Origin of the sequence: Pseudomonas orientalis (assembly GCF_022807995.1) — a bacterium.
Taxonomy (GTDB): Bacteria; Pseudomonadota; Gammaproteobacteria; order Pseudomonadales; family Pseudomonadaceae; genus Aquipseudomonas; species Aquipseudomonas orientalis_B.
In genome coordinates this window covers 4,586,598-4,610,326 of the sequence record NZ_CP094351.1, presented here as the reverse complement: position 1 = coordinate 4,610,326, position 23,729 = coordinate 4,586,598, and the positions used below count along the sequence as shown (strand labels likewise).

At 61.3% G+C, this 23,729-nt stretch carries 20 protein-coding genes and 1 pseudogene; 6 read left to right on the top strand and 15 right to left on the bottom strand.

Annotation, left to right across the window (positions count from 1 at the left end; all coding sequences use genetic code 11):
* Positions 1-64: 64 nt before the first annotated feature.
* Positions 65-1,588: a fumarate hydratase gene (locus MRY17_RS20550; protein WP_243352767.1), complete on the bottom strand. Its 1,524-nt coding sequence runs from the start codon at positions 1,586-1,588 to the stop codon at positions 65-67.
* A gap of 214 nt (positions 1,589-1,802) precedes the next feature.
* Here MRY17_RS20550 and MRY17_RS20545 point away from each other — a divergent pair, with 214 nt between their 5' ends.
* The gene (locus tag MRY17_RS20545; RefSeq protein ID WP_191952353.1) at positions 1,803-2,735 is read left to right on the top strand and encodes an iron-sulfur-binding ferredoxin reductase; all 933 of its coding nucleotides are present in this window, start codon (positions 1,803-1,805) and stop codon (positions 2,733-2,735) included.
* Positions 2,736-3,228: 493 nt separating this feature from the next.
* On the opposite strand, the gene pyk is transcribed toward MRY17_RS20545, so the two are convergent.
* Complete coding sequence (pyk, locus tag MRY17_RS20540; RefSeq protein WP_104504577.1) at positions 3,229-4,680, bottom strand: pyruvate kinase; 1,452 nt, start codon at positions 4,678-4,680, stop codon at positions 3,229-3,231.
* Between the two features lie 175 nt (positions 4,681-4,855).
* Here pyk and MRY17_RS20535 point away from each other — a divergent pair, with 175 nt between their 5' ends.
* Positions 4,856-5,230 (top strand): tetratricopeptide repeat protein, encoded by a 375-nt coding sequence (locus tag MRY17_RS20535; protein ID WP_057723866.1) that lies wholly within the window; start codon positions 4,856-4,858, stop codon positions 5,228-5,230.
* A 207-nt stretch (positions 5,231-5,437) separates the two neighbouring features.
* Positions 5,438-5,797, top strand: a complete 360-nt coding sequence (locus MRY17_RS20530) for a PilZ domain-containing protein (RefSeq protein ID WP_181283719.1) — start codon at positions 5,438-5,440, stop codon at positions 5,795-5,797.
* A gap of 43 nt (positions 5,798-5,840) precedes the next feature.
* On the opposite strand, the gene MRY17_RS20525 is transcribed toward MRY17_RS20530, so the two are convergent.
* The 6 genes from MRY17_RS20525 to MRY17_RS20500 are packed head-to-tail and all read right to left on the bottom strand — an operon-like array spanning position 5,841 to position 12,505.
* On the bottom strand, positions 5,841-7,172 hold the full coding sequence (locus tag MRY17_RS20525; RefSeq protein WP_191952351.1) for a DUF58 domain-containing protein: 1,332 nt from the start codon (positions 7,170-7,172) through the stop codon (positions 5,841-5,843).
* 7 nt (positions 7,173-7,179) lie between these two features.
* Entirely contained in the window at positions 7,180-8,178 is a 999-nt protein-coding gene (locus MRY17_RS20520; protein ID WP_243352766.1) for an AAA family ATPase, read from the bottom strand.
* Entirely contained in the window at positions 8,175-9,332 is a 1,158-nt protein-coding gene (locus tag MRY17_RS20515; RefSeq protein ID WP_191952350.1) for a DUF4350 domain-containing protein, read from the bottom strand. The genes MRY17_RS20520 and MRY17_RS20515 overlap by 4 nt, the downstream gene beginning before the upstream one ends.
* Positions 9,329-10,855, bottom strand: a complete 1,527-nt coding sequence (locus MRY17_RS20510; protein ID WP_191952349.1) for a DUF4129 domain-containing protein — start codon at positions 10,853-10,855, stop codon at positions 9,329-9,331. Before MRY17_RS20510 ends, MRY17_RS20515 begins: the two co-directional genes overlap by 4 nt.
* Positions 10,842-11,816, bottom strand: coding sequence for a stage II sporulation protein M (locus MRY17_RS20505; RefSeq protein WP_191952348.1), 975 nt, complete (start codon positions 11,814-11,816; stop codon positions 10,842-10,844). Before MRY17_RS20505 ends, MRY17_RS20510 begins: the two co-directional genes overlap by 14 nt.
* On the bottom strand, positions 11,813-12,505 hold the full coding sequence (locus MRY17_RS20500; RefSeq protein WP_057723861.1) for an RDD family protein: 693 nt from the start codon (positions 12,503-12,505) through the stop codon (positions 11,813-11,815). The genes MRY17_RS20505 and MRY17_RS20500 overlap by 4 nt, the downstream gene beginning before the upstream one ends.
* Before the next feature lie 167 nt (positions 12,506-12,672).
* Here MRY17_RS20500 and sbcB point away from each other — a divergent pair, with 167 nt between their 5' ends.
* The gene (gene sbcB / locus MRY17_RS20495; protein ID WP_243352765.1) at positions 12,673-14,100 is read left to right on the top strand and encodes an exodeoxyribonuclease I; all 1,428 of its coding nucleotides are present in this window, start codon (positions 12,673-12,675) and stop codon (positions 14,098-14,100) included.
* Positions 14,101-14,190: 90 nt separating this feature from the next.
* On the opposite strand, the gene mvaT is transcribed toward sbcB, so the two are convergent.
* Positions 14,191-14,565, bottom strand: coding sequence for a histone-like nucleoid-structuring protein MvaT (gene mvaT / locus MRY17_RS20490; RefSeq protein ID WP_003175830.1), 375 nt, complete (start codon positions 14,563-14,565; stop codon positions 14,191-14,193).
* Between the two features lie 346 nt (positions 14,566-14,911).
* Between mvaT and purU the strand changes: the two genes are divergently transcribed.
* Positions 14,912-15,760 carry a formyltetrahydrofolate deformylase gene (gene purU, locus MRY17_RS20485; protein ID WP_181283779.1) on the top strand — a complete coding sequence of 283 codons (849 nt, stop codon included), beginning with the start codon at positions 14,912-14,914 and terminating at the stop codon, positions 15,758-15,760.
* A gap of 116 nt (positions 15,761-15,876) precedes the next feature.
* Here purU and MRY17_RS20475 read toward each other — a convergent pair whose 3' ends face one another.
* From MRY17_RS20475 to MRY17_RS26705, 5 genes and pseudogenes are all read right to left on the bottom strand, one after another.
* Entirely contained in the window at positions 15,877-16,986 is a 1,110-nt protein-coding gene (locus tag MRY17_RS20475) for a lysylphosphatidylglycerol synthase transmembrane domain-containing protein (protein ID WP_181283783.1), read from the bottom strand.
* Positions 16,974-17,726: a DUF2334 domain-containing protein gene (locus MRY17_RS20470; protein WP_243352764.1), complete on the bottom strand. Its 753-nt coding sequence runs from the start codon at positions 17,724-17,726 to the stop codon at positions 16,974-16,976. The genes MRY17_RS20475 and MRY17_RS20470 overlap by 13 nt, the downstream gene beginning before the upstream one ends.
* Positions 17,719-18,840, bottom strand: coding sequence for a glycosyltransferase family 4 protein (locus tag MRY17_RS20465; RefSeq protein WP_191952343.1), 1,122 nt, complete (start codon positions 18,838-18,840; stop codon positions 17,719-17,721). The genes MRY17_RS20470 and MRY17_RS20465 overlap by 8 nt, the downstream gene beginning before the upstream one ends.
* Before the next feature lie 639 nt (positions 18,841-19,479).
* On the bottom strand, positions 19,480-20,244 hold the full coding sequence (locus MRY17_RS26710) for a methyl-accepting chemotaxis protein (protein WP_370671690.1): 765 nt from the start codon (positions 20,242-20,244) through the stop codon (positions 19,480-19,482).
* Between the two features lie 93 nt (positions 20,245-20,337).
* Positions 20,338-21,369: pseudogene (locus MRY17_RS26705) on the bottom strand (HAMP domain-containing protein); the annotation flags it as partial.
* A gap of 204 nt (positions 21,370-21,573) precedes the next feature.
* Here MRY17_RS26705 and MRY17_RS20455 point away from each other — a divergent pair.
* Positions 21,574-23,052, top strand: coding sequence for a helicase HerA-like domain-containing protein (locus tag MRY17_RS20455; protein ID WP_243352763.1), 1,479 nt, complete (start codon positions 21,574-21,576; stop codon positions 23,050-23,052).
* 3 nt (positions 23,053-23,055) lie between these two features.
* Here MRY17_RS20455 and MRY17_RS20450 read toward each other — a convergent pair whose 3' ends face one another.
* Positions 23,056-23,511, bottom strand: coding sequence for a DUF721 domain-containing protein (locus tag MRY17_RS20450; RefSeq protein ID WP_191952340.1), 456 nt, complete (start codon positions 23,509-23,511; stop codon positions 23,056-23,058).
* Between the last annotated feature and the right edge of the window lie 218 nt (positions 23,512-23,729).

The window sequence follows — 23,729 nt, the reverse complement described above, 5'->3', positions numbered from 1 at the left end:
GCATCATGAAAAAAGGCGACTGGGCCGTGGTGCCGCAGTCGCCTTTATCCTTGGAGGGAGGTGCTTACTGCACTTCCACCGCCAGGCTCTCACTGATCTTTTTCTGCCAGATGGCAGGACCGGTGATGTGGACGGACTCGCCCTTGCTGTCTACCGCAACGGTGACGGGCATGTCTTTGACGTCGAACTCGTAGATCGCTTCCATGCCCAGTTCGGCGAAAGCGACGACGCGCGATTGCTTGATGGCTTGGGCCACCAGGTAAGCGGCGCCGCCCACGGCCATCAGGTAAACGGCCTTGTGGTCCTTGATCGCTTCGATGGCGGTCGGGCCGCGCTCGGATTTGCCGATCATACCCAACAGGCCGGTTTGCTCGAGGATCTGACGGGTGAACTTGTCCATCCGCGTTGCGGTGGTCGGGCCTGCCGGGCCAACTACTTCTTCGCGCACCGGATCAACCGGGCCGACGTAGTAGATAAAGCGGCCCTTGAGGTCCACCGGCAGGGTTTCGCCCTTGTTCAGCATTTCGACCATGCGCTTGTGCGCCGCGTCGCGACCGGTGAGCATCTTGCCATTGAGCAACACGGTTTCACCCGGCTTCCAGCTTTGCACTTCTTCCGGGGTCAAGGTGTCGAGGTTGACGCGGCGGGCCGATGGGCCGGCTTCCCAGACGATCTCCGGGTAGGCGTCCAGCGGTGGCGCTTCCAGCGATGCCGGGCCCGAACCGTTGAGCACGAAATGCGCATGGCGGGTGGCGGCGCAGTTGGGGATCATGCACACCGGCAGGGACGCGGCGTGGGTCGGGTAGTCCATGATCTTCACGTCGAGCACGGTGGTCAGGCCACCCAGGCCCTGGGCGCCGATGCCCAGTTGGTTGACCTTCTCGAACAGCTCCAGGCGCATCTCTTCGATACGGTTCTGCGGGCCGCGCTGCTTCAGCTCATGGATGTCGATGGATTCCATCAACACTTCCTTGGCCATCACTGCGGCTTTCTCGGCGGTGCCGCCGATGCCGATACCGAGCATGCCCGGTGGGCACCAGCCGGCGCCCATGGTCGGAACGGTCTTGAGCACCCAATCGACGATCGAGTCGGACGGGTTGAGCATGGCCATTTTCGACTTGTTTTCGGAACCACCGCCCTTGGCGGCCACGTCCACTTCCACGGTGTTGCCCGGGACGATGGAGTAGTGGATCACCGCCGGGGTGTTGTCCTTGGTGTTTTTACGCGCCCCCGCCGGGTCGGCGAGGATGGAGGCGCGCAGCACGTTTTCCGGCAGGTTGTAGGCGCGACGCACACCTTCGTTGATCATGTCGTCCAGGCCCATGGTGGCGCCATCCCAACGTACATCCATGCCCACGCGCACGAACACGGTGACGATACCGGTGTCCTGGCAGATCGGGCGATGGCCGGTGGCGCACATGCGCGAGTTGATCAGGATCTGGGCGATGGAGTCACGGGCCGCCGGCGATTCTTCGCGCAGATAGGCCTCGTGCATCGCCTGGATGAAATCAACCGGGTGGTAGTAGGAAATGAATTGCAGGGCGTCGGCAACGCTCTGAATCAGGTCGTCTTGCTTGATCACGGTCATGAGTCGCGCTCCTCTATAAGGGAACATTCAATAAAGGTGGCTTCAGTGTTGCATCGGTCGGCTGAAGCCACCTTCCACAGGCACGCCATTGGTGCAGGCGCGACGCTAAAAAGGCGCGGCAGTATAACCCGTGGCGGTGGCCGATACACCCGACTATGGTCAAACTGTCGCAGGCATGATTCCCTGTGCACGTCCCTTCTGATAGAGCCTTTATATGCCTGAACTGCACGTCGGCGAACGCCACTGGTCGGTCGCCACCGGCAGTAACCTGCTGGATGCCTTGAACCAGGCGGGGGTGGCCGTGCCCTACAGTTGCCGTGCCGGTAGTTGCCACGCCTGCCTCGTACGTTGCGAGGGCGAGGTTCAGGACAAGCAACCTGAAGCGTTGAGCCCGGAACAACGCCAGCACGGTTGGCGCCTGGCGTGCCAGTGCCAGGTGGTTGGCGATCTGCGGGTCGAAGCCTTTGATCCGGTGCGCGACGGTCTGGCTGCGCAGGTGGTGGGGGCCGATTGGCTGACGGCATCGGTGCTGCGTCTGCGCCTGCAACCCGAGCGCGGCCTGCGGTACAGGGCGGGGCAGCACCTGGTGTTATGGGCGGGGCAGGTGGCGCGGCCGTATTCCCTGGCGAGTTTGCCGCAGGAGGATCCGTTCCTGGAGTTTCATCTGGATTGCCGCCTACCTGGCGAATTCAGCGGTGCGGCGCGACAGTTGAACGTGGGTGATTGTCTGCGCCTGGGCGAGTTGCGCGGCGGGGCGCTGCATTACGATCCGGACTGGCAGGCGCGACCGCTGTGGCTGCTGGCTTCCGGTACCGGGCTGGGGCCGTTGTGGGGGGTGTTGCGTGAGGCGTTGCGTCAGGATCACCAAGGTGCCATTCGCGTGGTTCATCTGGCGCATGATGCTGATGGGCATTATCTGGCCGGGCCCTTGGCGGAGCTCGCCGCGCAGTATTCCAACCTGACGGTGGAGCTGTGGACGGCGGCGCAGTTGGACCAGGCATTGGGGCAACTGCGGCTTGTTTCGCGGCAAACCCAGGCTTTACTGTGCGGGCACCCTGGCAGCGTTGAGGTGTTCTCCAAGCGTTTGTTTTTGGCGGGGCTGCCGCGTAGTCAACTGCTGGCTGATGTGTTTGTGCCTCGTGGTTGAGGGTGTACGCGATTAACTGTGGGAGGGGGCTTGCCCCCGATGGCGGCCTCAGGGCCGACCAGGATGTTGGATCAGATCGAGTACATATCCGTTTCTGCGGTAACGGCTGCTATGGGTTCCGCCCTTACGGCGGCTCACTTTTGAAAAGCGCAAAAGTAAGCAAAACGCTCTTGCCCCACCACTCGGCACCTCGCTTAGGCTCGGTGTGCCCGTAATCCGCCATGGATTTGGGGGGGCGCCGCCACGCGCCATCCATGGCGCGGGGCGGCTAAACCGGCATCCCTGCCGGTTTACCCCCCAAATCCATGGCGAATTCCGGCCAGCGTGGTTTGACGGGGCGCCTAAGATCAAGATCAAGAGCGGCTCGCTTCGCATCGTGGTTAGCGTAGGGGGCTGCGAACGACAGTTTTGTAGATACCACGCGGCGATGACGCCTTAAATGCAAAAAGCCCCGTCATTCTCATGGCGGGGCTTTTGTTTTTCAGCGCATCACTCAGTACTGCGGGTCGCCCACATGCAGGATCTTCATGCCATTGGTGCCACCGGTGGTGTGGTAGCTGTCGCCCTTGGTCAGGATGACCCAGTCACCTTTTTCGACGACGCCGCGTTTGACCAGCTCGTCGATGGCTTTCTGGCTGACTTCGTTGGGTGCCAGCGAGGCCGGATCGAAGGGAATGGTGTACACACCGCGGAACATTGCCGCGCGGGCCTGGGCTTCGCGGTGCGGGGTAAACGCGTAGATCGGCACCGAGGAACGGATGCGCGACATGATCAACGGCGTATAGCCACTTTCGGTCAGGGCGATGATCGCCTTGACGCCCGGGAAGTGGTTGGCGGTGTACATGGCCGCCAGGGCGATGCTCTGGTCGCAGCTTTCGAAGACCTTGCCGATGCGGTGGCTGGAGGTCTTGCTGGTGGGGTGCTTTTCAGCGCCGACGCAGATGCGCGCCATGGCCTGGACGGCTTCCAGCGGGTATGGGCCGGCAGCGCTTTCAGCCGAGAGCATCACGGCGTCGGTGTAGTCGAGCACGGCGTTGGCCACGTCGGACACTTCGGCACGGGTCGGCATCGGGTTCTGGATCATCGACTCCATCATCTGGGTCGCAACGATCACCGCTTTGTTGTGGCGGCGTGCGTGCAGGATGATCTTCTTCTGGATACCGATCAGCTCGGCATCGCCGATTTCCACGCCCAGGTCGCCACGGGCAACCATCACGGCATCGGAAGCCTTGATCAGGCCGTCGAGGGTTTCATCGTCGGCCACGGCTTCAGCACGTTCGATCTTGGCCACCAGCCAGGCGGTACCGCCGGCTTCGTCGCGCAGTTTACGGGCGTATTCCATGTCAGCGGCGTCGCGCGGGAAGGACACGGCGAGGTAGTCCACTTCCATTTCGGCGGCGAGCTTGATGTCGGCCTTGTCTTTTTCAGTCAGGGCCGGCGCCGTCAGGCCACCGCCGCGACGGTTGATGCCTTTGTGGTCGGACAGCGGGCCGCCGATGATCACGGTGCAATGCAGTTCAGTCGGAGTCGCGGTGTCGACGCGCATGACCACGCGGCCGTCATCGAGCAGCAGCTCGTCGCCGACGCCGCAGTCCTTGACCAGGTCCGGGTAGTCGATGCCGACCACGTCCTGGGTGCCCTCGGTCAGCGGATGGCTGGTGGAGAAGGTGAACTTGTCACCGATTTTCAGCTCGATCCGCTTGTTGGCGAATTTGGCGATACGGATTTTCGGGCCTTGCAGGTCACCCAGCAGCGCCACGAAGCGGCCGTGTTTGGCGGCCAGGTCACGCACCAGCTTGGCGCGAGCCTTGTGCTCGTCCGGGGTGCCGTGGGAGAAGTTCAGACGGGCAACGTCCAAACCAGCCAGAATCAGCTGTTCGAGGACTTCCGGCGAGTTGCTGGCCGGGCCAAGGGTGGCGACGATTTTGGTACGACGGACGGACATGCACAGACTCCTGAGTTCAAGCGCTGGGGAAGGCTACTATGCTCTTTCGTTGTAGTCATTGTTCGTTTGCACTACTTATCGACGATCGGCTTGTTTTTGCTGCGGTTGAAAAGGCGAACACCCTTGAAGATTTTCGACCAGGGGTCGATACACTGCACAAGACAGGAGAACCCCCATGCGAATTTTGCTCGTTGCTGCCCTGGCCGTCAGTGTTGTCGGCTGCACCCGCTGGTCTATGGACCACCATTTGAACAATGCTTACCGTGCCTATGGGGTGGGTGATTGCGCGCGGGTTACCCTGGAGTTGTCCCAGGTCGACCGCGAAAGCCGTACCCGTCGTTATGTGCAACCCGAGGTTTCGATGCTGCGCGGGCAGTGCCTGGAGCGGCAGAAGCTGTTCGTCGATGCTGCGCAAACCTATCAATTCATCATCAGCCAATACCCGTCCAGCGAGTACGCTTACCGTGCGCGTGCCCGGCTCGATACCCTGCGCCAGTTGGGGCATTACTCTGGCGCAAGTGCGGCACAGCCGCGACCTGCGTCGCTGTAGTGAAATTTGTCGCCTGATAGGACTGGCCTGTTGCCAGACTTGGGCTATTCTTTGAATGTCTGTTTGTACAACTTTCTATTCAAAAGAATGCAACGCCCGGATTCGGCAGCTGTCTCGTGACGGCGACCGCTTGTCACACCGATATCCAGGGAGAGCGAGCGATGGGCTCGTTCCGAATCACTGGCTTTATGGGATGGCAACCTCATCATGTTTATCGAACGACGGATCGAACGGCATCAGCTGCCTTATTTCTTGCAGGTGTTCAATCGGCTTACGGATAAGCCAATCGGTTTTCTGGGCGACGTTTCCGAAGACGGGCTGATGCTGATCAGCCAGTTACCGATGATGATCGGCGCAGACTTCGAGCTGCGCTTGAAGATTCCCGGGCCGAACGGCGAGCTCCACACGGTTGACCTTGCCGCGACCTGTCTGTGGAGCCATGAAGACGTCAACCCCCAGCATTACGACTCCGGCTTCCGCGTGCTTCAGGCATGCGAAGGATACGCACAACTGATCAGCGCATTGCTGCATTACTTCAGTTTCGATCCTCTGCAGGCATCCGTCTGAATCGGTAATGGCAGCTGTGTGCAGGGTGGTCGTGCGCTTGCGTTCAGAACACGCCGGCTTTTTTCCAGCGCAGATAACGCGTCACCAGCGCGGCGCCCAACTTCGACGGCAAGCTATCCAGCACCGACAGCCCCTGGGCACTCAAGCGATCATGCAACTGATTGCGCATGTTGAGGTAGTCAATTGCGCCGCTGTAGGCTAGTGCCTCCGGCAGGGTTTGTACCGGGGCCTGGCGCAGTTTATCGAGTACTTCTTCTCGCAGACTTGCGATCAGCACCCGATGGTGTCGACCGATACGCTTGATCGCACTCACCAGTGCGTCATCGTCTTCATCGCGCAGGTTGGTGACCACGATCACCAATGCGCGGCGTTTTTGCCGAGCCAGCAACTGGCTGGCGGCGGCCTCGTAGTCAGCGGTCTTACGGGTGCTTTGCAAGTCGTAGACTGCATTGAGCAAAACGTTCAGTTGACCGTTGCCCTTGATCGGCGCCAGGTAACGCGGCCGATCGCTGGCAAAGGTACACAGCCCGACTGCATCGCCCTGGCGCAACGCGACGTAACTCAGTAACAGGCAGGCATCCAGAGCGTGGTCGAAGTGGGACAACTCGTCGTCCTGGCTGCGCATGCGCCGGCCGCAATCGAGCATGAATACAATCTGCTGGTCGCGCTCATCCTCGTATTCCCGGGCAATCGGCGTGCGTTGTCGTGCCGTGGCTTTCCAGTCGATCTGACGCAGGCTGTCGCCGTCGCGAAACTCGCGTAATTGGTGAAACTCAAGGCCCGGTCCACGTCGCTGATGCTGGCGCACACCCAGTTGGCTCAACCAGTTATCCACACCCTGTAATTGCGCACCGGATAAACGCGCGAAGTCGGGGTATACGCGAGTGGCATCCGGGACTTCAAGCCAGCGTCGCGCCGACCACAACCCCAAGGGGCTGGGCAGGTGGATTTCGCAGCGGCTGAAGCTGAAATGCCCACGTCGCACGGGGCGCACACGATAGCCCAGCTCACCACGCTCGCCTGGGCGCAGCGCGATGGATTGCGGCAGGTTATCCACAACCAGCCCGTCGGGCACATGATCGAACACCTGCACAGTCAATGGCTGTGGATAGTCGTGTTCCAGCGCCAGGCGCACTTCTCCCCAGCGCCCCAATGCCAGGCTGCCGGGCAGCGTCCTGTGCACACGTGCCGAAGGGCGGCGGCGTAACCGTATGGCATCGAGCATTGCCAGCAACAGCAGGGCCAGCAGCAGGCCCCAGGCGATTGCGTGCAAGGTATCGGGCACCTTGAACTGCAAGGCCATCGACGCGCCCAGCAGGATACTGAGGGCCAACAAGACACTCAGCCAGGTCAGGAGCAGACGGGTCGGTTTCATGTCGGCGCTACTGCCTGGGGGCCGCAATCTGATCGAGCAACTGCTTGATCACCTGATCCACCTCCAGGCCATCGATGTCCAGCTCCGGCGCCAGACGTACGCGGTGACGCAGCACCGCAAGAGCGCAGCCTTTGACGTCATCCGGGGTCACGAATGCTCCCCCGCGCAACAGCGCCCGGGCACGCGCACCGCGAATCAGGGCGATAGAGGCCCGTGGACCGGCGCCGATGGTCAAGCCTGGCCAACTGCGTGTGGCCCGCGCCAGGCGCACGGCATAGTCCAGAACCTGTTCATCCAGGGGCATGCCGCTGGCAATCTGCTGCATCTGCATCACGTCGTCGGCTTGCAGCACGGTACGCAAAGGTTGTACATCGAGCATGTCGGCCCTGGACGAACGAGTCACTTCGCGCACCATATCCAGTTCCTGTTCAGCGTCGGGATAGTCCATGCGCACCTTGAGCATGAAACGGTCCAGCTCAGCTTCGGGCAACGGGTAGGTGCCTTCCTGTTCGATCGGGTTCTGGGTGGCAAGCACCATGAACGGCGCGGCGATGGGCAATGCCTCGCCCTCCAGGGTGACCTGGCGCTCCTGCATGGCTTCGAGCAGTGCGGCCTGGGTCTTGGCCGGGGCGCGGTTGATTTCGTCGGCCAGCAACAGGTGGGTGAACAACGGCCCTTTGCGCAGCTTGAACTGTTCGGTCTGCAGGTCGTACACCGCATGGCCGGTGACATCGCTGGGCATCAGGTCCGGCGTGAACTGGATGCGCGCGAAATCGCCCCCGAAACAACGGGCCAGGGCACGCACCAGCAACGTTTTGCCAAGGCCGGGTACACCCTCGAGCAGCACATGACCACCTGCAATCAATGCGGTAAGCACGTCATCAATCACCGCGTCCTGGCCAATGACTGCCTTGCGTAACTCAACGCGCAGTGCCTGGGCCTGTCGGCTGGCGTTCTGGATATTATTTTCTGCGGTCAGGGTTGTGGCCGTTGGAGAGTCGCTCATAGGGCATTCCTGAGGGTTTGCAGGCACGCCACCTGTCGGCTGAAGTCAGCGCTGGAGAGCCGTTTCAACGCAGGTGCGCCGAGTGCCTGGCGGATGAGAGGGGAGGGTTGTCGCGTCAGGTGTTCCAGCACCTGACATTGTTCGGTCGTGTCGAGATGTTCAAAACCGGGGTGACGGCGCCGGGCGGCGCGCATCAGGTCCTGCTGCAAGGCTTGCAGCAATGCGCTCTGGCCGCTGCGGCGCAGCAGGAAGTCGGCGCTGGCGCGCAAATGCTCCTGTAGCTGTCGACGCGCCTTGGGCGCCGGCGCCAGGATCGGGCCCTGGCGCACGCTGGCGTGCCAGAGTGCCAGGGCAACCAGTGCGATCAGCGCGACGAGGGCCTGGGGAAAGTAACGGACCAGCAGAGTAAGCAGATTGTCCGCGTCGCTGTTGAACAGCAGGGTGACGTCGGTGCCCTGGTTCAGGTACCACAGCAACCAGGCGTTGTCGTGTTTGCCGATGCCTGGAGTTTTCCACAGGTCGCTGTCGGTGAGTACCGTGACGCGGCCTGGCCCGAAGTCAAGTTGCATCAGGTGGCTGGACTTGGCGCTGTTGGCGGAAAACTGCGCCAGGTGCTTGGGGTCGGTCAGGTTGAAGTCGGTGTCAAAGCTGAAATACGCCGGCGCGGTTTCATTGTCGACATACAGTTTGGTGAGGTCTGGCGCGACCTTTTTGCGCGGTGGTGCCGGCTCGTCGAAGTCATCACTCAGGGTCTGGCGAAGGTTGAGACGATCGAGCAGCAGGTCGCCGCTTTTGCCGGTCTCTTCATCCCATAGCGCCTCGGCCACCAGTAGCAGGTGCCCCCCGGCTTTTGCCCATGTCAGCAGTTGTTCGACCTGACGTGGGGTCATGTTGCTGCGTTCACCCAGCAACAGCAGGCTATGGCCCGGGGCGGGCAGGTCGGCCAGCCGATCAAGCCCGTTGGCATGCGCCACCGCCAGACCTTGCTGGCGCAGGAAGTACTCGGCCGCGAGGTAAGGATTAGCCAGTGCGTCCGGCGACGGGCCGCGATCCACCACTTCCTCATAGGGAATTGCCTTGTGCCAGGCATACAGGCCGCCCGCTCCCAACGCGCAAGCGAGCAGCGCGGCAATCCACAGTAATGGCCGGTTCATTGGCTGGCCCCGGTATTGAAGAGTGCGCGCCAATCGCTGCACAGCTTTTGCTGGGCGGCGCCGGGAGGCAGTCGATGGCCATAGGCGAGGTTTTGCCAGTGACCGGTCAATTCGCGACTGAATGCCAGTAACTGCGGTTGCTGCAAATGATGAATTCGCTCCAGTACCTGGCCTTCGGTGTCGGCACTCTTGAGTGGCAGGCTGAACTCATGCAGCAGTCGGCTGAGCAGGCCGCGGTACAGCAGGCCAAGGGCTTCCCTCGGTTGGGTGGGCCATAGCTGTTCGGCGGCGCTGGCAATATCGTCGGGCAACGTTTCGACCCCCAGTTCCAGGCCGAACAACTGGGCAGGCGCAGGTCTTGTTGTTTTGCCGGGCGGCCGCCGCCGGCTGACAAACGTGCGCAGCCATTCACGGTAGCGCCACACCACCAGGACCATCCCGCCAATTACCACGCTCCATAGCAGGATCTCCAAGCCTTGGGCCACGTGCCTGAACGTGTCGCTGTTGAGGTTGTCGAGCAATTGCTGGAGCCAGCCAGGCAATTTACCGTCGCCGTGGGCTTCGCGGGCCGTGGCGGGTTTTTCCTCGCCAAAGCGGTAACGGGTGACGGTTTGCGGATTCTTGAACGGCGGTTTTTCCAGTAACGCCTTGATTGATTGGCTGGCCGCCTGGGGACTGAGAGGCTTCGGATCAGTCGTTTGATCTGCCAGCGCCGATGGGCTCAGTTGCACCAGCGAGAGTCCTAAGGCCAGCAGCAACAGCGGTACGACGTTGCTCAAACGTTGGCGCAACCGGCGAAACACCAGTTCCAGGTCCCAGGCTTCCAGCACGGTGCGGCGGTTGAGATACAGGCTGAAACCGCAGGCGACGTAGATGGGTTCCCAGAACACCAGAACCAGCGCATAGAACCCGTTGCTCAGGTGCTCCAGCCACAGCCCCTGCGGGCCTGTCGCCAGTACCAGCCGCTGCCAGTCCCAATCCAGTTCGACCTGCTCCGGGATGAATAGATAGAACAGCGCCATGCACCCGAACCACAGGCCGATCTCCAGATGCATCCCGATGATCGTCAGCCAGCGCGCGGCACCTGCATTGCGCTGTTGCAGTACGCCCAGGCGCTGTTGACGCAGTGGCCCATCCAGGCCTTCAAGCTGGCTCACCGGCAGCATGAAGCTGCGGCTCAGGCTCAGCCGGCGCCAGGTCAGGCTGGCGAACAGTTGCCCCTTGAGCAGGCGTGGCCATTGGCGAACGGCCTGTTTCAGGCTTGGAGTTTCACCAAACAGGGCCTTGGAAAGAATGAACAAGGGCAAGCGCTCGAAGGCGGGCTTGAGCCACCAGAACAGGAATATGGCGTACGACGGGTACTGCCACAGCAGCGCAGTTAGCAGCATGAAGACAGGCAGGCTGACCAGGGCCCAACTGCCCATCAGCACTGCACGATGTTCCCGGGCCATCAGTACGCCGAGGTCCATGGCTTCCCAAGAAGTACGCGGGCGGATGACCACGCTGGCGTCAGTCAGGCGCATGGGAAGTCCGGCCAGCGAAGATGAGGTAGGCGGCCACCAGCAGCCATAGTGCGCCGCCCACCAGGTATTTGATCCAGGGCGTGATGGTCGTGGTGGATGACCAATAGGCTTCGATGAACGCTGCGATCAGCAGCAATATCATGACACCGCAGAGCATCTGCATGCTTTTGCGGGCCGCCAGGCGCAGGGATTCGCTGCGTGCCAGTGGCCCTGGCGCGATCAGCGACCAGCCCAGTTGCAGGCCCGCCGCACCGGCCAGTGCGATGGCGCTGAGTTCGAAGGCGCCATGGCCGATCACGAATGACCAGAAGGTCTGGCCGTAGCCGATGTCACTCAGGTGCCCGGAGACCGCTCCGATGATCAATCCGTTGAACACCAGGAAGAACACGCTGCCCAGGCCGAACAGCAAGCCGGCGGCAAAGGTCTGGAAGGCAATGCCGATGTTGTGCATCACGTAGTAGCCAAACATCATCCAGTTTTCGCTGGAGGCACGTTCGGCCGCGCGACCCAGGCGGCTGGCGGTGGGGTCGTACATGCTGTGCATCTCGGCCACCTGTTGCGGGCTGACGATGCTGTAGATCAGGTCGGGAAACAGGTAGACCAGCACCGCTATGCCCAGCAGGCTGCCGAAGAACAGCAGGCTGGCGGTCAATACGAAGCGCCATTGTTCACGCACCAGGCGCGGGAAGCCGGCGAGGATGAAGGCGAGTGCGTTCGCCGTCGTTTGGCTGCGACGGCGATACAGTTGCTGGTGGCCGCGCAGCGCCAGTTGCTGCAGGCGATCCACCAGGTAACTGCTGTAGCCGCGCTCCTGGGCAAGGCCCAGATGCTGGCACAGCCGGCGATATTGATAAGGGAAGTCGGCCACCTCGATGGCCTTGCCTCGCTCCAACTGGCTCAACTGTTCGGCGAAGGTCTGCCAGTGCTGCTGGTACTGGCTTTCAAAAAGGCTCTGCTTCATGTCGGCCCCAACAAACCATGGGCCACGCCGTTGAGTTGCTCCACGGCGCGAGCCGGAGACACCTGCAAGGGCGCGGCGAGGATTGCAGCCAGCTCGTGCACCCGCTCGGCAGACAGGTCGGCCTGGCGTTCGGCGAACCCGAGAATCGCCCGCTGTTCGCTCAGCTCCAGCGCGAAGGGCAGGCGCAGGGCGGTGGCTTGAGGTAGGGGCGGACGGGCCAGCGATTGTTCGCGGTAGACCACCAGCGTACCCGCCGCCAGGTCGCCGAGCCGCTTGAAGTGCGGATGTTGCAGGCAACTGATGGCACCGAAGAAGTAGCCGAAGGGCAGCATATCGACAAAACGCAGCAGGTTGCGGATCAGCGATGCCGACCAACCGATGGCGGTACCGTCGTCCTGCACCACCCGCAGGCCCATGACCTGCTTGCCGGGCGAGCAGCCCTGGTTGAGCACTTCGAACAGCACCATGTACCACCAGCTGACCAGGAACAGCAGCAGCGAGCCCAGGCCGAGCCCGAGGTTGCCAAGCAGCGCCAGGGGCACCAGCAGGATGCCCATGATCACGCCGCGTGCGAGCAGATCGAAGGCGTAGGCCAATGCCCTTGGCGCAAGGCCGGCAGGGCGCAAGGGCAGGTCGATACCCTCGGGGGTCTCGATCTGGTAGCAGGTATCCAGAGGAGCTGTTGGCATTGCGATCCTTGGCAGTGCGAAGCGACTGAGAGAGACGGATGCTAGCAGTGTCGAGGCGGGAAGCAACCCTTGAAGATTTTGCTGGATGTTTGTCCAGTATAGGTATCGCTGGCCCCTGACACCTTGCAGCGCCTAGACTTTGCCGGTCTTCAGCACAGGAACAACCCGTGACCTCCATTTTCTGGTACGACTATGAAACCACCGGGATCAACCCGCGCAGCGATCGCCCGCTGCAGGTAGCCGGCATTCGTACCGACCTCGAGCTCAACGAGGTCGGCCCGCCGATCAATCTGTATTGCCAGCCCGGCGACGATATTCTGCCCCATCCGGCGGCGTGTGCGATCACCGGTATCACGCCGCAGGTCCTGGCGCAGAAAGGCCTTGCCGAAGCGGACTTCATGACGCGGGTGCATGCCGAGCTCTCGGCCCCCGGTACCTGCGGCGCGGGTTACAACACCCTGCGTTTTGACGATGAAATGACGCGCTACAGCCTGTACCGCAACTTTTTCGACCCTTACGCGCGCGAGTGGCAGGGCGGTAACAGCCGCTGGGACTTGATCGATGTGATGCGTACCGCGTATGCCCTGCGCCCGGAGGGAATTGTATGGCCCGAGCAGGACGGGCGCGTGACGCTCAAGCTTGAGCGCCTGACGCAAGCCAATGGCATCGACCACGGCCAGGCCCACGATGCGTTGTCTGACGTGCGCGCGACCATCGCCCTGGCGCGGTTGGTGCGGGACAAACAACCCAAGCTGTATGAATGGCTATTCCAGTTGCGTAGCAAGCAACGGGTGATGGACCAGGTGCGCTTGTTGCAGCCGCTGGTGCATATTTCCGGACGGTTCAGCGCCGAGCGTCATTATCTTGGGGTTGTCTTGCCGTTGGCCTGGCATCCGCGCAATCGCAATGCCCTGATTGTGTGTGACTTGGGGCTCGACCCGCAGGCCCTGCTCGAACTGGACGTCCAGACGCTGCGCGAGCGCCTCTATACGCGACGCGATGAGCTGGCGGCGGGTGATCTGCCGGTGCCGCTCAAGTTGCTGCACATCAACCGCTGTCCGGTCGTGGCGCCCTTGAAGGTGCTGCGCGCGCAAGATCGCGAGCGGCTGCAATTGGATATGGAGGTTTACCAGGCACGGGCGCTGCGACTAACTGACGCACAGGAACTTTGGCGTGACAAGTTGGCGAAGGTTTACGCCGAGGAGGAATATGCGCCGAATGCCGATCCGGAGCAGCAGCTCTATGAGGGTTTTATTGGCGACCGTGATCGGCGCTTATGTGAACAAGTTCGCATGGCGGAGCCGGTACAACTGGGACGCCAGCAATGGCCGTTCGATGATCATCGATTGCCGGAATTATTATTTCGCTACCGCGCGCGTAACTTTCCTGAAACCTTGAACAATGAGGAGCAAGAACGCTGGAGACTTTTCTGTCAGCAACGGTTGTCAGACCCGGCATGGGGCGCGCCGAATACCTTGGCGGCATTTAAGCAGGCCCATAAGGAGTTGGAAAACAGTGCGACTTCGTTTCAGTGCCAGGTACTGGGTGAATGGCAAGACTATGCCGACTCTTTAGCGGCCCGCCTGAATCTGTAGCCGAGCAACTGCAAAATATCCAGACAATAAAAAACGCCAGCTAGCTGGCGTTTTTAATGTGTTGCGTATCGGATGCAGATCCGACCAGGCTTAGCCCAGCAGGGTAGCCCAACCTTCTACCACGTCACCGCCCCACTTGGCTTTCCACTCTTTCAGGGTCTTGTGATTGCCACCTTTGGTTTCAATCACTTCACCGTTGTGCGGGTTTTTGTACTGCTTGACCTTGCGAGCACGTTTGGTGCCGGTAGTTTTCACAGCGCCGCGCGGTGCTTTAACTTTCGATTCCGGATCCAGCAGCGCGATGATGTCACGCAGGGATTTGGAGTATTCCCCCATCAGGGTGCGCAGTTTGCCTTCGAATTCCAGCTCGGTTTTCAGCTTGTCGTCTTGCGACAGGTTCTTCAAACGGGCTTGCAGCTCTTTGATAGCTTCTTCGGTGGCGCGGTATTCGTTGATCAGAGACATGTGGACTACCTTATGTAGAACGCTGATTGACAGGGTGAGTGGCCTAATAATAGTCAGGCAATTTCATCAAGTAAACATTTAAGCAGCTATTTATGTGAATTAGATTGAAGTTTTTTGGCAGCGCTTTGCAGTCGAGTTAATTATCGGGTGTGCGGCTAAAAACATTCAGCTTAATTCGGCTAAGTGCCGAGCTTGCGTGCGTAAGGCCATATAACGGTGGTAAAACCTTACGCTATTAAGGGGTGTTGCCAGCGTCAGGCAGCAGAATAAGGCGCAAGGAGTACTGCAGTTTTTCTGCGCAATCGCTAGAATGGCGGCCTTTGCGAAGTTCTGGAGTTTCCCCCTAATGCGCACTTTTCGGCTGGTGATTGCTTGCCCGGACCGGGTTGGCATCGTTGCCAAGGTCAGTAACTTTCTGGCTTCTCATAACGGTTGGATCACCGAGGCGAGCCATCACTCGGATGACCTCAGCGGTTGGTTTTTCATGCGTCACGAAATCCGTGCCGATACTTTGCCTTTTGGTCTGCAAGCCTTTCGCGAGGCGTTTGCGCCGATCGCCGAAGAGTTTTCGATGACCTGGCACATCACTGACACAGAGCAGAAGAAACGCGTCGTGCTGATGGCCAGCCGTGAATCCCACTGCCTGGCGGACCTGCTGCACCGCTGGCACAGCGATGAACTCGATTGCGAAATTGCGTGTGTGATTTCCAACCATGATGACCTGCGCAGCATGGTCGAATGGCATGGCATCCCGTATTACCACGTGCCGGTCAACCCGCAGGACAAGGAGCCCGCGTTTGCCGAAGTGTCGCGCCTGGTCAAGCAGCACGCAGCCGACGTGGTGGTGCTGGCGCGCTACATGCAGATCCTGCCGCCGGAACTGTGCCGCGAATACGCCGGCAAGGTGATCAACATTCACCACAGCTTCCTGCCGTCGTTCGTGGGTGCCAAGCCTTATCACCAGGCGTCCCTGCGTGGCGTGAAGCTGATTGGCGCGACCTGTCACTACGTCACCGAAGAACTGGACGCCGGTCCGATCATCGAGCAGGACGTGGTGCGCGTCAGCCACAGCGACAGCATCGAAGACATGGTGCGTTTCGGTCGCGACGTCGAGAAGATGGTGCTGGCCCGTGGCTTGCGTTATCACCTGGAAGATCGCGTATTGGTGCACGGCAACAAGACCGTGGTGTTCTGACCGACGCGTTTTGATTGAACGAGCAGGGGCCCGGGAGTAAAACTCTCCGGGCCCTTTTTATTTTCAGGAGGCGGCCATGACCGACCCACTCGACAAGGCGACTTCCAGGCCCCCCGCTACCGTGGGCGAGGGCTGTCTGAGTCGCTACGATCCGGACGCACTGGGTGCTGAGGATGGTACTGACTTTCCCGGTGCCGCCCAGTTGTGGGAGCAGTTGCAGAAGGATGAAAAGCCGCCTGCGGCCCCCGGAAAAGACGCTTGAGCAGCGGTTTGCCCACCATCAGCAGAAACACCGGCGCGCCGGCCAGCAGATAGAAGTAGTAGGTCACTGCCCGCCAGATCAGGATCGCCGCCGCCGCCGTGGCGTTGCCCACCATCGGCGCGAGCAGTGCCGCCGACGTCAGCTCCGCCGCCCCGGCCCCGCCTGGCAGCAGGCTGAATTGCCCGGCGGTCAAGGACAGCATCTGGATCAGGAAGCTCCAGGCCCACTGCACTTCACCACCCAGGCCGCGCAGCGCCAGGTACAGCACGCTATAGCGTAATAACCAGTGCAGGCTGGTCAGCGCAAATACCCCGAGCAGGATGCTCCAGGGTAATTTCAGTGTTTGGGTGAATGCCGCGAGGAAGCGCAGCAACCGGCGGGCCCAGCGCCGGCGGGTGCCGACGCGCACCTTCATGGCCTTGAGTGCCCGTCCGGCCAGGCGAATCAGGCGGCGATGAAAGTGCACCACCAACAGGCCGCCGACGACGCCACCGACCATCGATACGGCACTGAGCCCCAGCAGCCATTCCAGGCGCGGGCTGAGGCTATGGAACAGCGCATACAGCACGATGCCCACCAGTGCGCAGAAAAAGAACACCAAGTCACTCAACTGGTCCATGGCGAACACCGCGCTGCCGTGAGCCGGACGTATGCCGTTGCGGGCCAGCAGGCCCATCAGCGTCAAGGGGCCGCCGCTGCCGCCCGGCGTCGCGCACATGGCGAACTCGGTCGATATCACCACGCCCAGGCTTTTGCGCCATCCCAATCGACTGCGTTGTTCGCCAAGCAATAAGCGCATGCGCAGGCTGTTGATTAACCAGCAGCCGATGATCATGGCAAACATCCCCAACAACTGGGGCAGGGGGAACTGGCGCAGGCGCGCAATGGTTTCGCCGCCACCCAGCCACACCGGGATCACCAGCGCGACCAGCAGCGCCAGTACCAGCCAGATCAGCCGGCGCATGGCAGCGTCGACAGCCACACGGATTTGGTCTGTGGCGTGCGTCCATCATCAAGCAGGCGCTCCAGGGTTTGCAGCCAGTATCGACGGGAAAACCCGTGGCGCATATCGACGGGGTGCAACCCTAGTCGGATCACCGGTGCGGACTGCCAGCGCTGCTCGCGTCGATCGCTCAACACTTTGGACAGGCCTCGGCGCCACGCGGTGCGAGCGCTCCACACCAGGCCCGGGGCGTGGACGGGCGTGAAGTCAGGCAGGCGATACAGATGCTGCGGGTCGCTGGTGTAGCGCAGCGGTAACTGACGCAACGCCAACCGGGTGCCCTGGCTCATCAGCCAGGCGGGTGCGACAAACCCTTGCAGGGGCCAGTCATTGCGCTGGAACACCTCGATGCCGGCGGTCAGGCGCTGCAATGCCTCGGCCTCGGACAGCTGGTAGAACTCGCCTTCATGGGTATAGATGCGTCGCATGAACCAGTCCCGTGGCGTACGTGGCCGGGGTTGATCGTCGCAGTGGTAATAGCCGTGCAAGGTGAGTTCATCGCCCTTTGCCACGCGATGGTCGAGCAGGCGCCGGAAGTCGGCATGAGCGTCCAGGGCGTGGTGGTGATGAAAGTCGGGGACGACCAGCCAGGTGATAGGAACACTGCCGAGGGCATCGACCGCCTCGACAAAGGGTCGATAATCGGGCCAGGTATTCGGCGCCACATCGTGCAGCACCAGCATGACTGAGCGTTCAACCATGGGCGAGCATCGGTTTTTGCGTGCCCAGCACGGCGTGGTAATGCCCCAGCAGGCTGTCCACCACCGCATCCCACGCATAATGCTGTTCGACATGGCGCCGGGCCTGTTCCCCGAGACGACGACTGTCGGCGCCAAACAGTTCGCGTACCGCATCGGCCATCGCCTTGGGGTTGTTGGGCGCGCAGAGCAGGCCACAGCGTTCGTCGACAATCTCGGTGAAGGCACCCGCCGCCACCGCAACCACCGGAATGCCACAGGCCATGGCCTCCAGAATGACCAGGCCGAAAGTTTCCTGGTCGCCGCCATGCAGCAACGCATCGGCGCTGGCCATCAAGCGGGCAACGTGATCGGCCGGGCGGAAGCCATCGACTACGGTGACATTGTCCGGCACATTGGCCGGCATGCCGGAGCCTACCAGCAACAAGTGATAGCCCTCGCCCAGGCGCTTCATGCAGTTGAGCAGCACCGGCAGGTTTTTTTCCTTGGAGCCACGCCCGGCGAAAATCAGCAGCCGGGTGTCTTCAGCGATTCCCAGTTCGGCGCGCAGGCCAGGATCGCGTACGGCGGGGTTGAAGGTGTGCAGGTCGACGCCCAGAGGTTGTACGAAAACGTTTTTCACTCCAAGCCCAATGAGTTTGTCTGCCATCACCTGGCTGGGGGCCAGTACCCGGTCAAAATTCCCATAGAGTTTGCTGACATATGCTTCGACGTTGGGGGTAAACCAGGCGCCCATGCGGTTACGCACCAGCAGGGGGAGATCGGAGTGATAAAAGCCGATGACGGGCACATCCAGCTGGCGCCGCGCGTCCAGGGCGGCCCAGGCGGTCAGGTAGGGATCGCCGACCTCAATCAGATCGGGCTGCAAATCGTGCAGGACATTTCGCCATGGCGCCAGGCGCAGGGGGAAGCGGTAGCCTTTGCCGAAGGGCAGCGGCGGCGCCGGCACCTCGAAAATACCGTCCCGCTCGCTCAAGTGGGCGCCCGGCACCAGCAGACTGTGACGAATGCCGCGCTTAAGCGCCAGGCGCCGGTGCTTGGCGTCCAGGTACGTGCGTACGCCGCCGCTGGCCGGGGCGTAGAACATGGTTATGTCAGCGATATGCACGATGAACATCCCTCCGATCCATTGCTCTCCTTTACGTGGACCTGAGGTAAGGATAGATGTTCGATCGGGATTGGGGTCGTGCTGCGTGTTCAAGCTTGAAAGGCTGGGAAATGTAGGAGAGAGCTGGCTGCCGCGACGGCCGGACAGCCAACGCTTATCTACCTGACGCTCCGCGATCCAAATGTGGGAGGGGGCTTGCCCCCGATGGCGGCCTCAGGGCCGATCAGGATGTTGGATTGGACCGAGTACATATCCGTTATTTAGGTAACGGCCACTTAGGGTTCCGCCCTTACGGCGGCTCACTTTTGAAAAGCGCAAAAGTAAGCAAAACGCTCTTGCCCCACCACTCGGCACCTCGCTAATGCTCGGTGTGCCCGAACGCAGGCTTGAATCCGTGGGCCGCCGCAATGGGCCATCCCTGGCCCAGTGCGGCTAACCCGGCGTCCTGCCGGGTTACCCACGGATTCAAGCCTGCGTTCGGCCAGCGTGGTTTAACGGGGCGCCTAAGATCAAAAGCAGATCAAGATCAAGAGCGGCTCGCTGCGCATCGTGGTTACGGTTGGGCGCTCCAGAGTTGTGTAGATACCTATGCTCATCCGGAGCAAACCCCTCCCACATGTTTACCGAGTACCGCCAAGCCCTTCTGTATCAGATGCGGAAGCTGCCCACCAATTGCTTCAGGCGCGACGCCTGTTGCTCCAGGTCCGTGCAGGCGCGCAGCGTCGATTGCAGGTTTTCCACGCCTTCCTGGTTGAGGGTGTTGATTTCAGTGATGTCCATATTGATCGACTCCACCACCGAGGTCTGCTCTTCGGTGGCGGTGGCCACGGACTGGTTCATGCCGTCGATCTCGCCAATGCGCTGGGTCACGCTGTTCAAGCGCTCGCCGGCCAGGTTGGCGATTTCCACGCTGTCCTGGCTGTGGCGCTGGCTTTCACTCATGGTGCTCACCGAGTCCCGGGCGCCGACTTGCAGTTCCTCGATCATTTTCTGCACCTGTTGTGCCGATTCCTGGGTGCGATGCGCCAGGTTGCGCACTTCATCGGCCACCACCGCAAAGCCGCGGCCGGCTTCACCGGCACGTGCAGCCTCGATGGCGGCGTTGAGCGCGAGCAAGTTGGTTTGCTGGGAAATACTGGTGATCACTTCAAGGATCTGGCCGATATTCACCGTCTTGCTGTTCAGCGCCTCGATATTGCTGCTGGAAGCGCTGATCATGCTCGACAGCTGGGTCATGGCCTTGATATTGCGCTCTACCACTTGCTGGCCGTCTTCAGCCAGATGCCGCGCATCACTGGCCTGGCTGGAGGCCTGCGCCGCGTTACGCGCAATTTCCTGAGCGGCAGCGCCCAGTTGATTGATCGCAGCGGCGACGCTGTTGGTACGGTTGGCCTGTTCGTCTGAATTGACCATCGACGAGTTGGACGCGCTGACCACCCGCAGTGCCACTTCGTTGACCTGCTCGGTGGCCGAGGACACTTCGCGGATCGACGTGTGAATGCGCTCGACAAAACGGTTGAATGCGGTCCCCAGGGTGCCGAACTCGTCGTTGTTCTGGATGGTCAGGCGCCGGGTCAGGTCGCCTTCGCCGTCGGCAATGTCCTGCATGGCGCGGGTCATCACATGCAGGGGTTGCAGCAACACGCGAATCAACATGCCCAGCAGCGCGATGATGATCACCACGGCGATGAGGGTGGCGATGACCGCCGACGTGCGGAATTCGGTGAGCATGGCGAAGGATTTGGCTTTATCCACCGAAATGCCCAGGTACCAGTTCACCGACGGCAGGCCCTTGATCGGAGTGAAGGTCACGATATTGGTCTTGCCGTTGGCCTGCACTTCGCTGAAGTCCGTGCTGATCTTAGGCGTGTCCTTGGGGTACACGTCAGCCAGGGTCTTCATGACCAGCGCCTTGTCCGGGTGCACCAGCACTTTGCCGTCGGCACTGACCAGGAATGCGTAGCCCATGCCGCCCAGGTCCAGCGCGCCAATGTTGTCCACCAGGGTTTGCAGGCTCAGGTCGCCGCCCACCACGCCGATGCTCTGGCCGGCCTTGGCGCTCGGGGTGGCGATGGAAATAATCAGCTGCCCCGTGGCCGCGTCGATATAAGGCTCGGTCAAAGTCGAGCCGTTGCTGGCCTGGGCGCCCTTGTACCAGGGGCGCACACGCGGGTCGAAACCCTCGGGCATCTTGGTGTCAGGGCGGATAGTGAAGGTGCCCTGGCTGTCGCCGACGTAGGTCGCCATGAACGACGATGTCAGCGCTTTCTGTTCCAGCAGGCTGGCAACCACGGAAGGCTCGGGGTTGAGGGCGATATTCTGTGCGGCGTTTTCGACCAGCGCGATACGCCCGGTGAGCCAGGTCTGAATGCTGCCGGCGGTGACGTCGCCCATTTCATGCAGGTAGCTATTGAGGTCGTCACGAATCGCATTGCGCTGCAGGTAGTCGTTATAGAGGGTGAACAACGCAAAGGCGGCGATGACAATAAGGGAGGCTGCAAGCAAAATTTTATGGCTGAAGCGCAGGTTTTTATTCATGGCTTGTAGGGTCCGCTAAGGTCTTGATATCCAGTGCGCGCCCTCTAGAGGAGGCGCAAAATGGCAGCGTTAAAAAAGTGTGATATTTCTGGTGATAGCTCCGTTGGTCCGTGTCGGAATTATCTGACCGTTTTCTAGTCTTTGTCGGGCTTACATCCGTCTATATCGACCTCGCGGCCCTAAAGATTAACCATAGGTGACGAAATGCCTGACTCCACACAACTGCTTATCGGTGCCGGTCCAGACAGCCAGCCCATCGCCCAGCCCATGCGCCTGGCCAACCGTCACGGGTTGATCGCCGGCGCCACCGGCACCGGCAAGACCGTCACCTTGCAGCGCCTGGCGGAAGCCTTCAGCGATGCGGGCGTGGCGGTATTCGCCGCCGACATCAAGGGTGACCTCTGCGGTCTGGGCGCCGCGGCCAACCCTCAGGGCAAAGTCGCCGAACGCATTGCCGGGATGCCGTTTCTTGATTACGCGCCGAAGGCTTATCCGGTCACGCTGTGGGATATCCACGGCCAGTCCGGTCATCCGTTGCGCACCACCATCAGTGAAATGGGCCCGTTGTTGCTTGGCAGTCTGCTGGAACTCACCGACAGCCAGCAGTCGGCGCTGTACGCGACCTTCAAGGTGGCCGACCGTGAAGGCCTGTTGCTGCTGGACCTCAAAGACCTCAAGGCATTGCTCAACCACCTGCGTTATCACCCTGAACTGTTGGGCGACGATGCGGCGCTGATGACCACCGGCTCCAGCCAGGCGCTGTTGCGGCGCCTTGCGGTGCTGGAGCAGCAGGGCGCCGAAGCGCTGTTCGGCGAGCCGGCCCTGCAGCTTGAGGATATCTTGCAGCCCGCCGGCGACGGGCGCGGTCGTATCCATCTGCTGGATGCCAGCCGCCTGGTGCATGACGCGCCGAAGGTCTACGCGACTTTCCTGTTGTGGCTGCTGGCGGAACTGTTCGAGCAGTTGCCCGAGCGTGGCGATGCGGATAAACCGCTGTTGGCGCTGTTTTTCGATGAGGCGCACCTGTTGTTCGCCGATACACCCAAGGCCTTGCAGGACCGGTTGGAACAGGTGGTGCGCTTGATTCGTTCCAAAGGGGTGGGCGTGTACTTTGTCACTCAATCGCCGGGCGACTTGCCTGACACGGTGCTGGCGCAGTTGGGCTTGCGTGTTCAGCATGGCCTGCGGGCATTTACCACCAAAGAGCAAAAATCCCTGCGGGCGGTGGCGGACGGTTTCCGACCCAACCCGGCCTTCGATGCCTTGGCGGTGTTGACCGAGTTGGGCACCGGTGAAGCGCTGGTGGGCACCTTGGAGGAAAAGGGCACGCCGGAGAGGGTCCAGAGGGTGCTGGTCGCACCGCCGCAGTCGCGGATCGGGCCGCTGACCGAGGCCGAACGGGCGGCGTTGATCGCCAGTTCGCCGCTGCAGGGCCGTTATGACAAGCCGATTGACCGCGAATCAGCCTACGAAGTACTGATGGCGCGTAAAGACTTGGGACCGACCGATGAGGCCAGGCCCGCGACCGAAGAACCCAGCTTTACCGACAAGGCCGGTGCATTCCTGGGCACCACGGCAGGCAAGGCGCTGAAATCCGCCATGCAGCAGGCCGCCAATCAGATGGGGCGCCAGTTGGTGCGCGGCTTGCTGGGCTCGTTGCTGGGCGGCAGCAAGCGCAAGTGAGGCTCAGGATTTGGGCCTGGCATGGGCGGCCAGCCGTTGCAGTGCCGCGCGCAGACCCGGATCATTGATCCCTTCGGCCGTGGCCTGAAGGGTTTCGGCCGCATTTTCCGACAGGTCCAGGGTATGTCCCGCCGCGCTGCGCAGCACGGTGGGCGGCTGTACCTTGAACTGGATGCGCACCAGGCCGGCGAACTCATCAAACACCATCAATTGGCGCAGCAGGCGTTTTTGCTGGTAACGCAGACGGGTCGCCCAATGGCCGTCAGTGACGATCAACAGCAGATTGCCTTCACGCCAGGACGCCACATGACAGTGTTCGCGCGCGGCCGGCTGCAACTGGCTTTCGAGCAGGCGTTGCAAATGCCCCAGGCGCTTGGCGTGGCCAAAGATGGCTCTCAACGGCTTGGCTTCGCGAAGCAACACGCTGGGAGCGCGGGCTGGAAGAGGGCGAAATGCCATGTTTAGACACCTTAGGTAACAGAGCGAGCATCTTAACAGAAAGCGCCTGTGGGCCCCGACGCCATGCATCGGCAGGGCTTTTCCCGTGAAATCAATAAGTAACTTCTACGCTTGATGGGTTGAAGTTCCAGCAAAAGCCCTTATTTTAAACAAGCCCTCTCACAGCGCCGTGCCCGCATCGGGGAACAACGCCACTTTCCTCACCCACGATTCCGGGT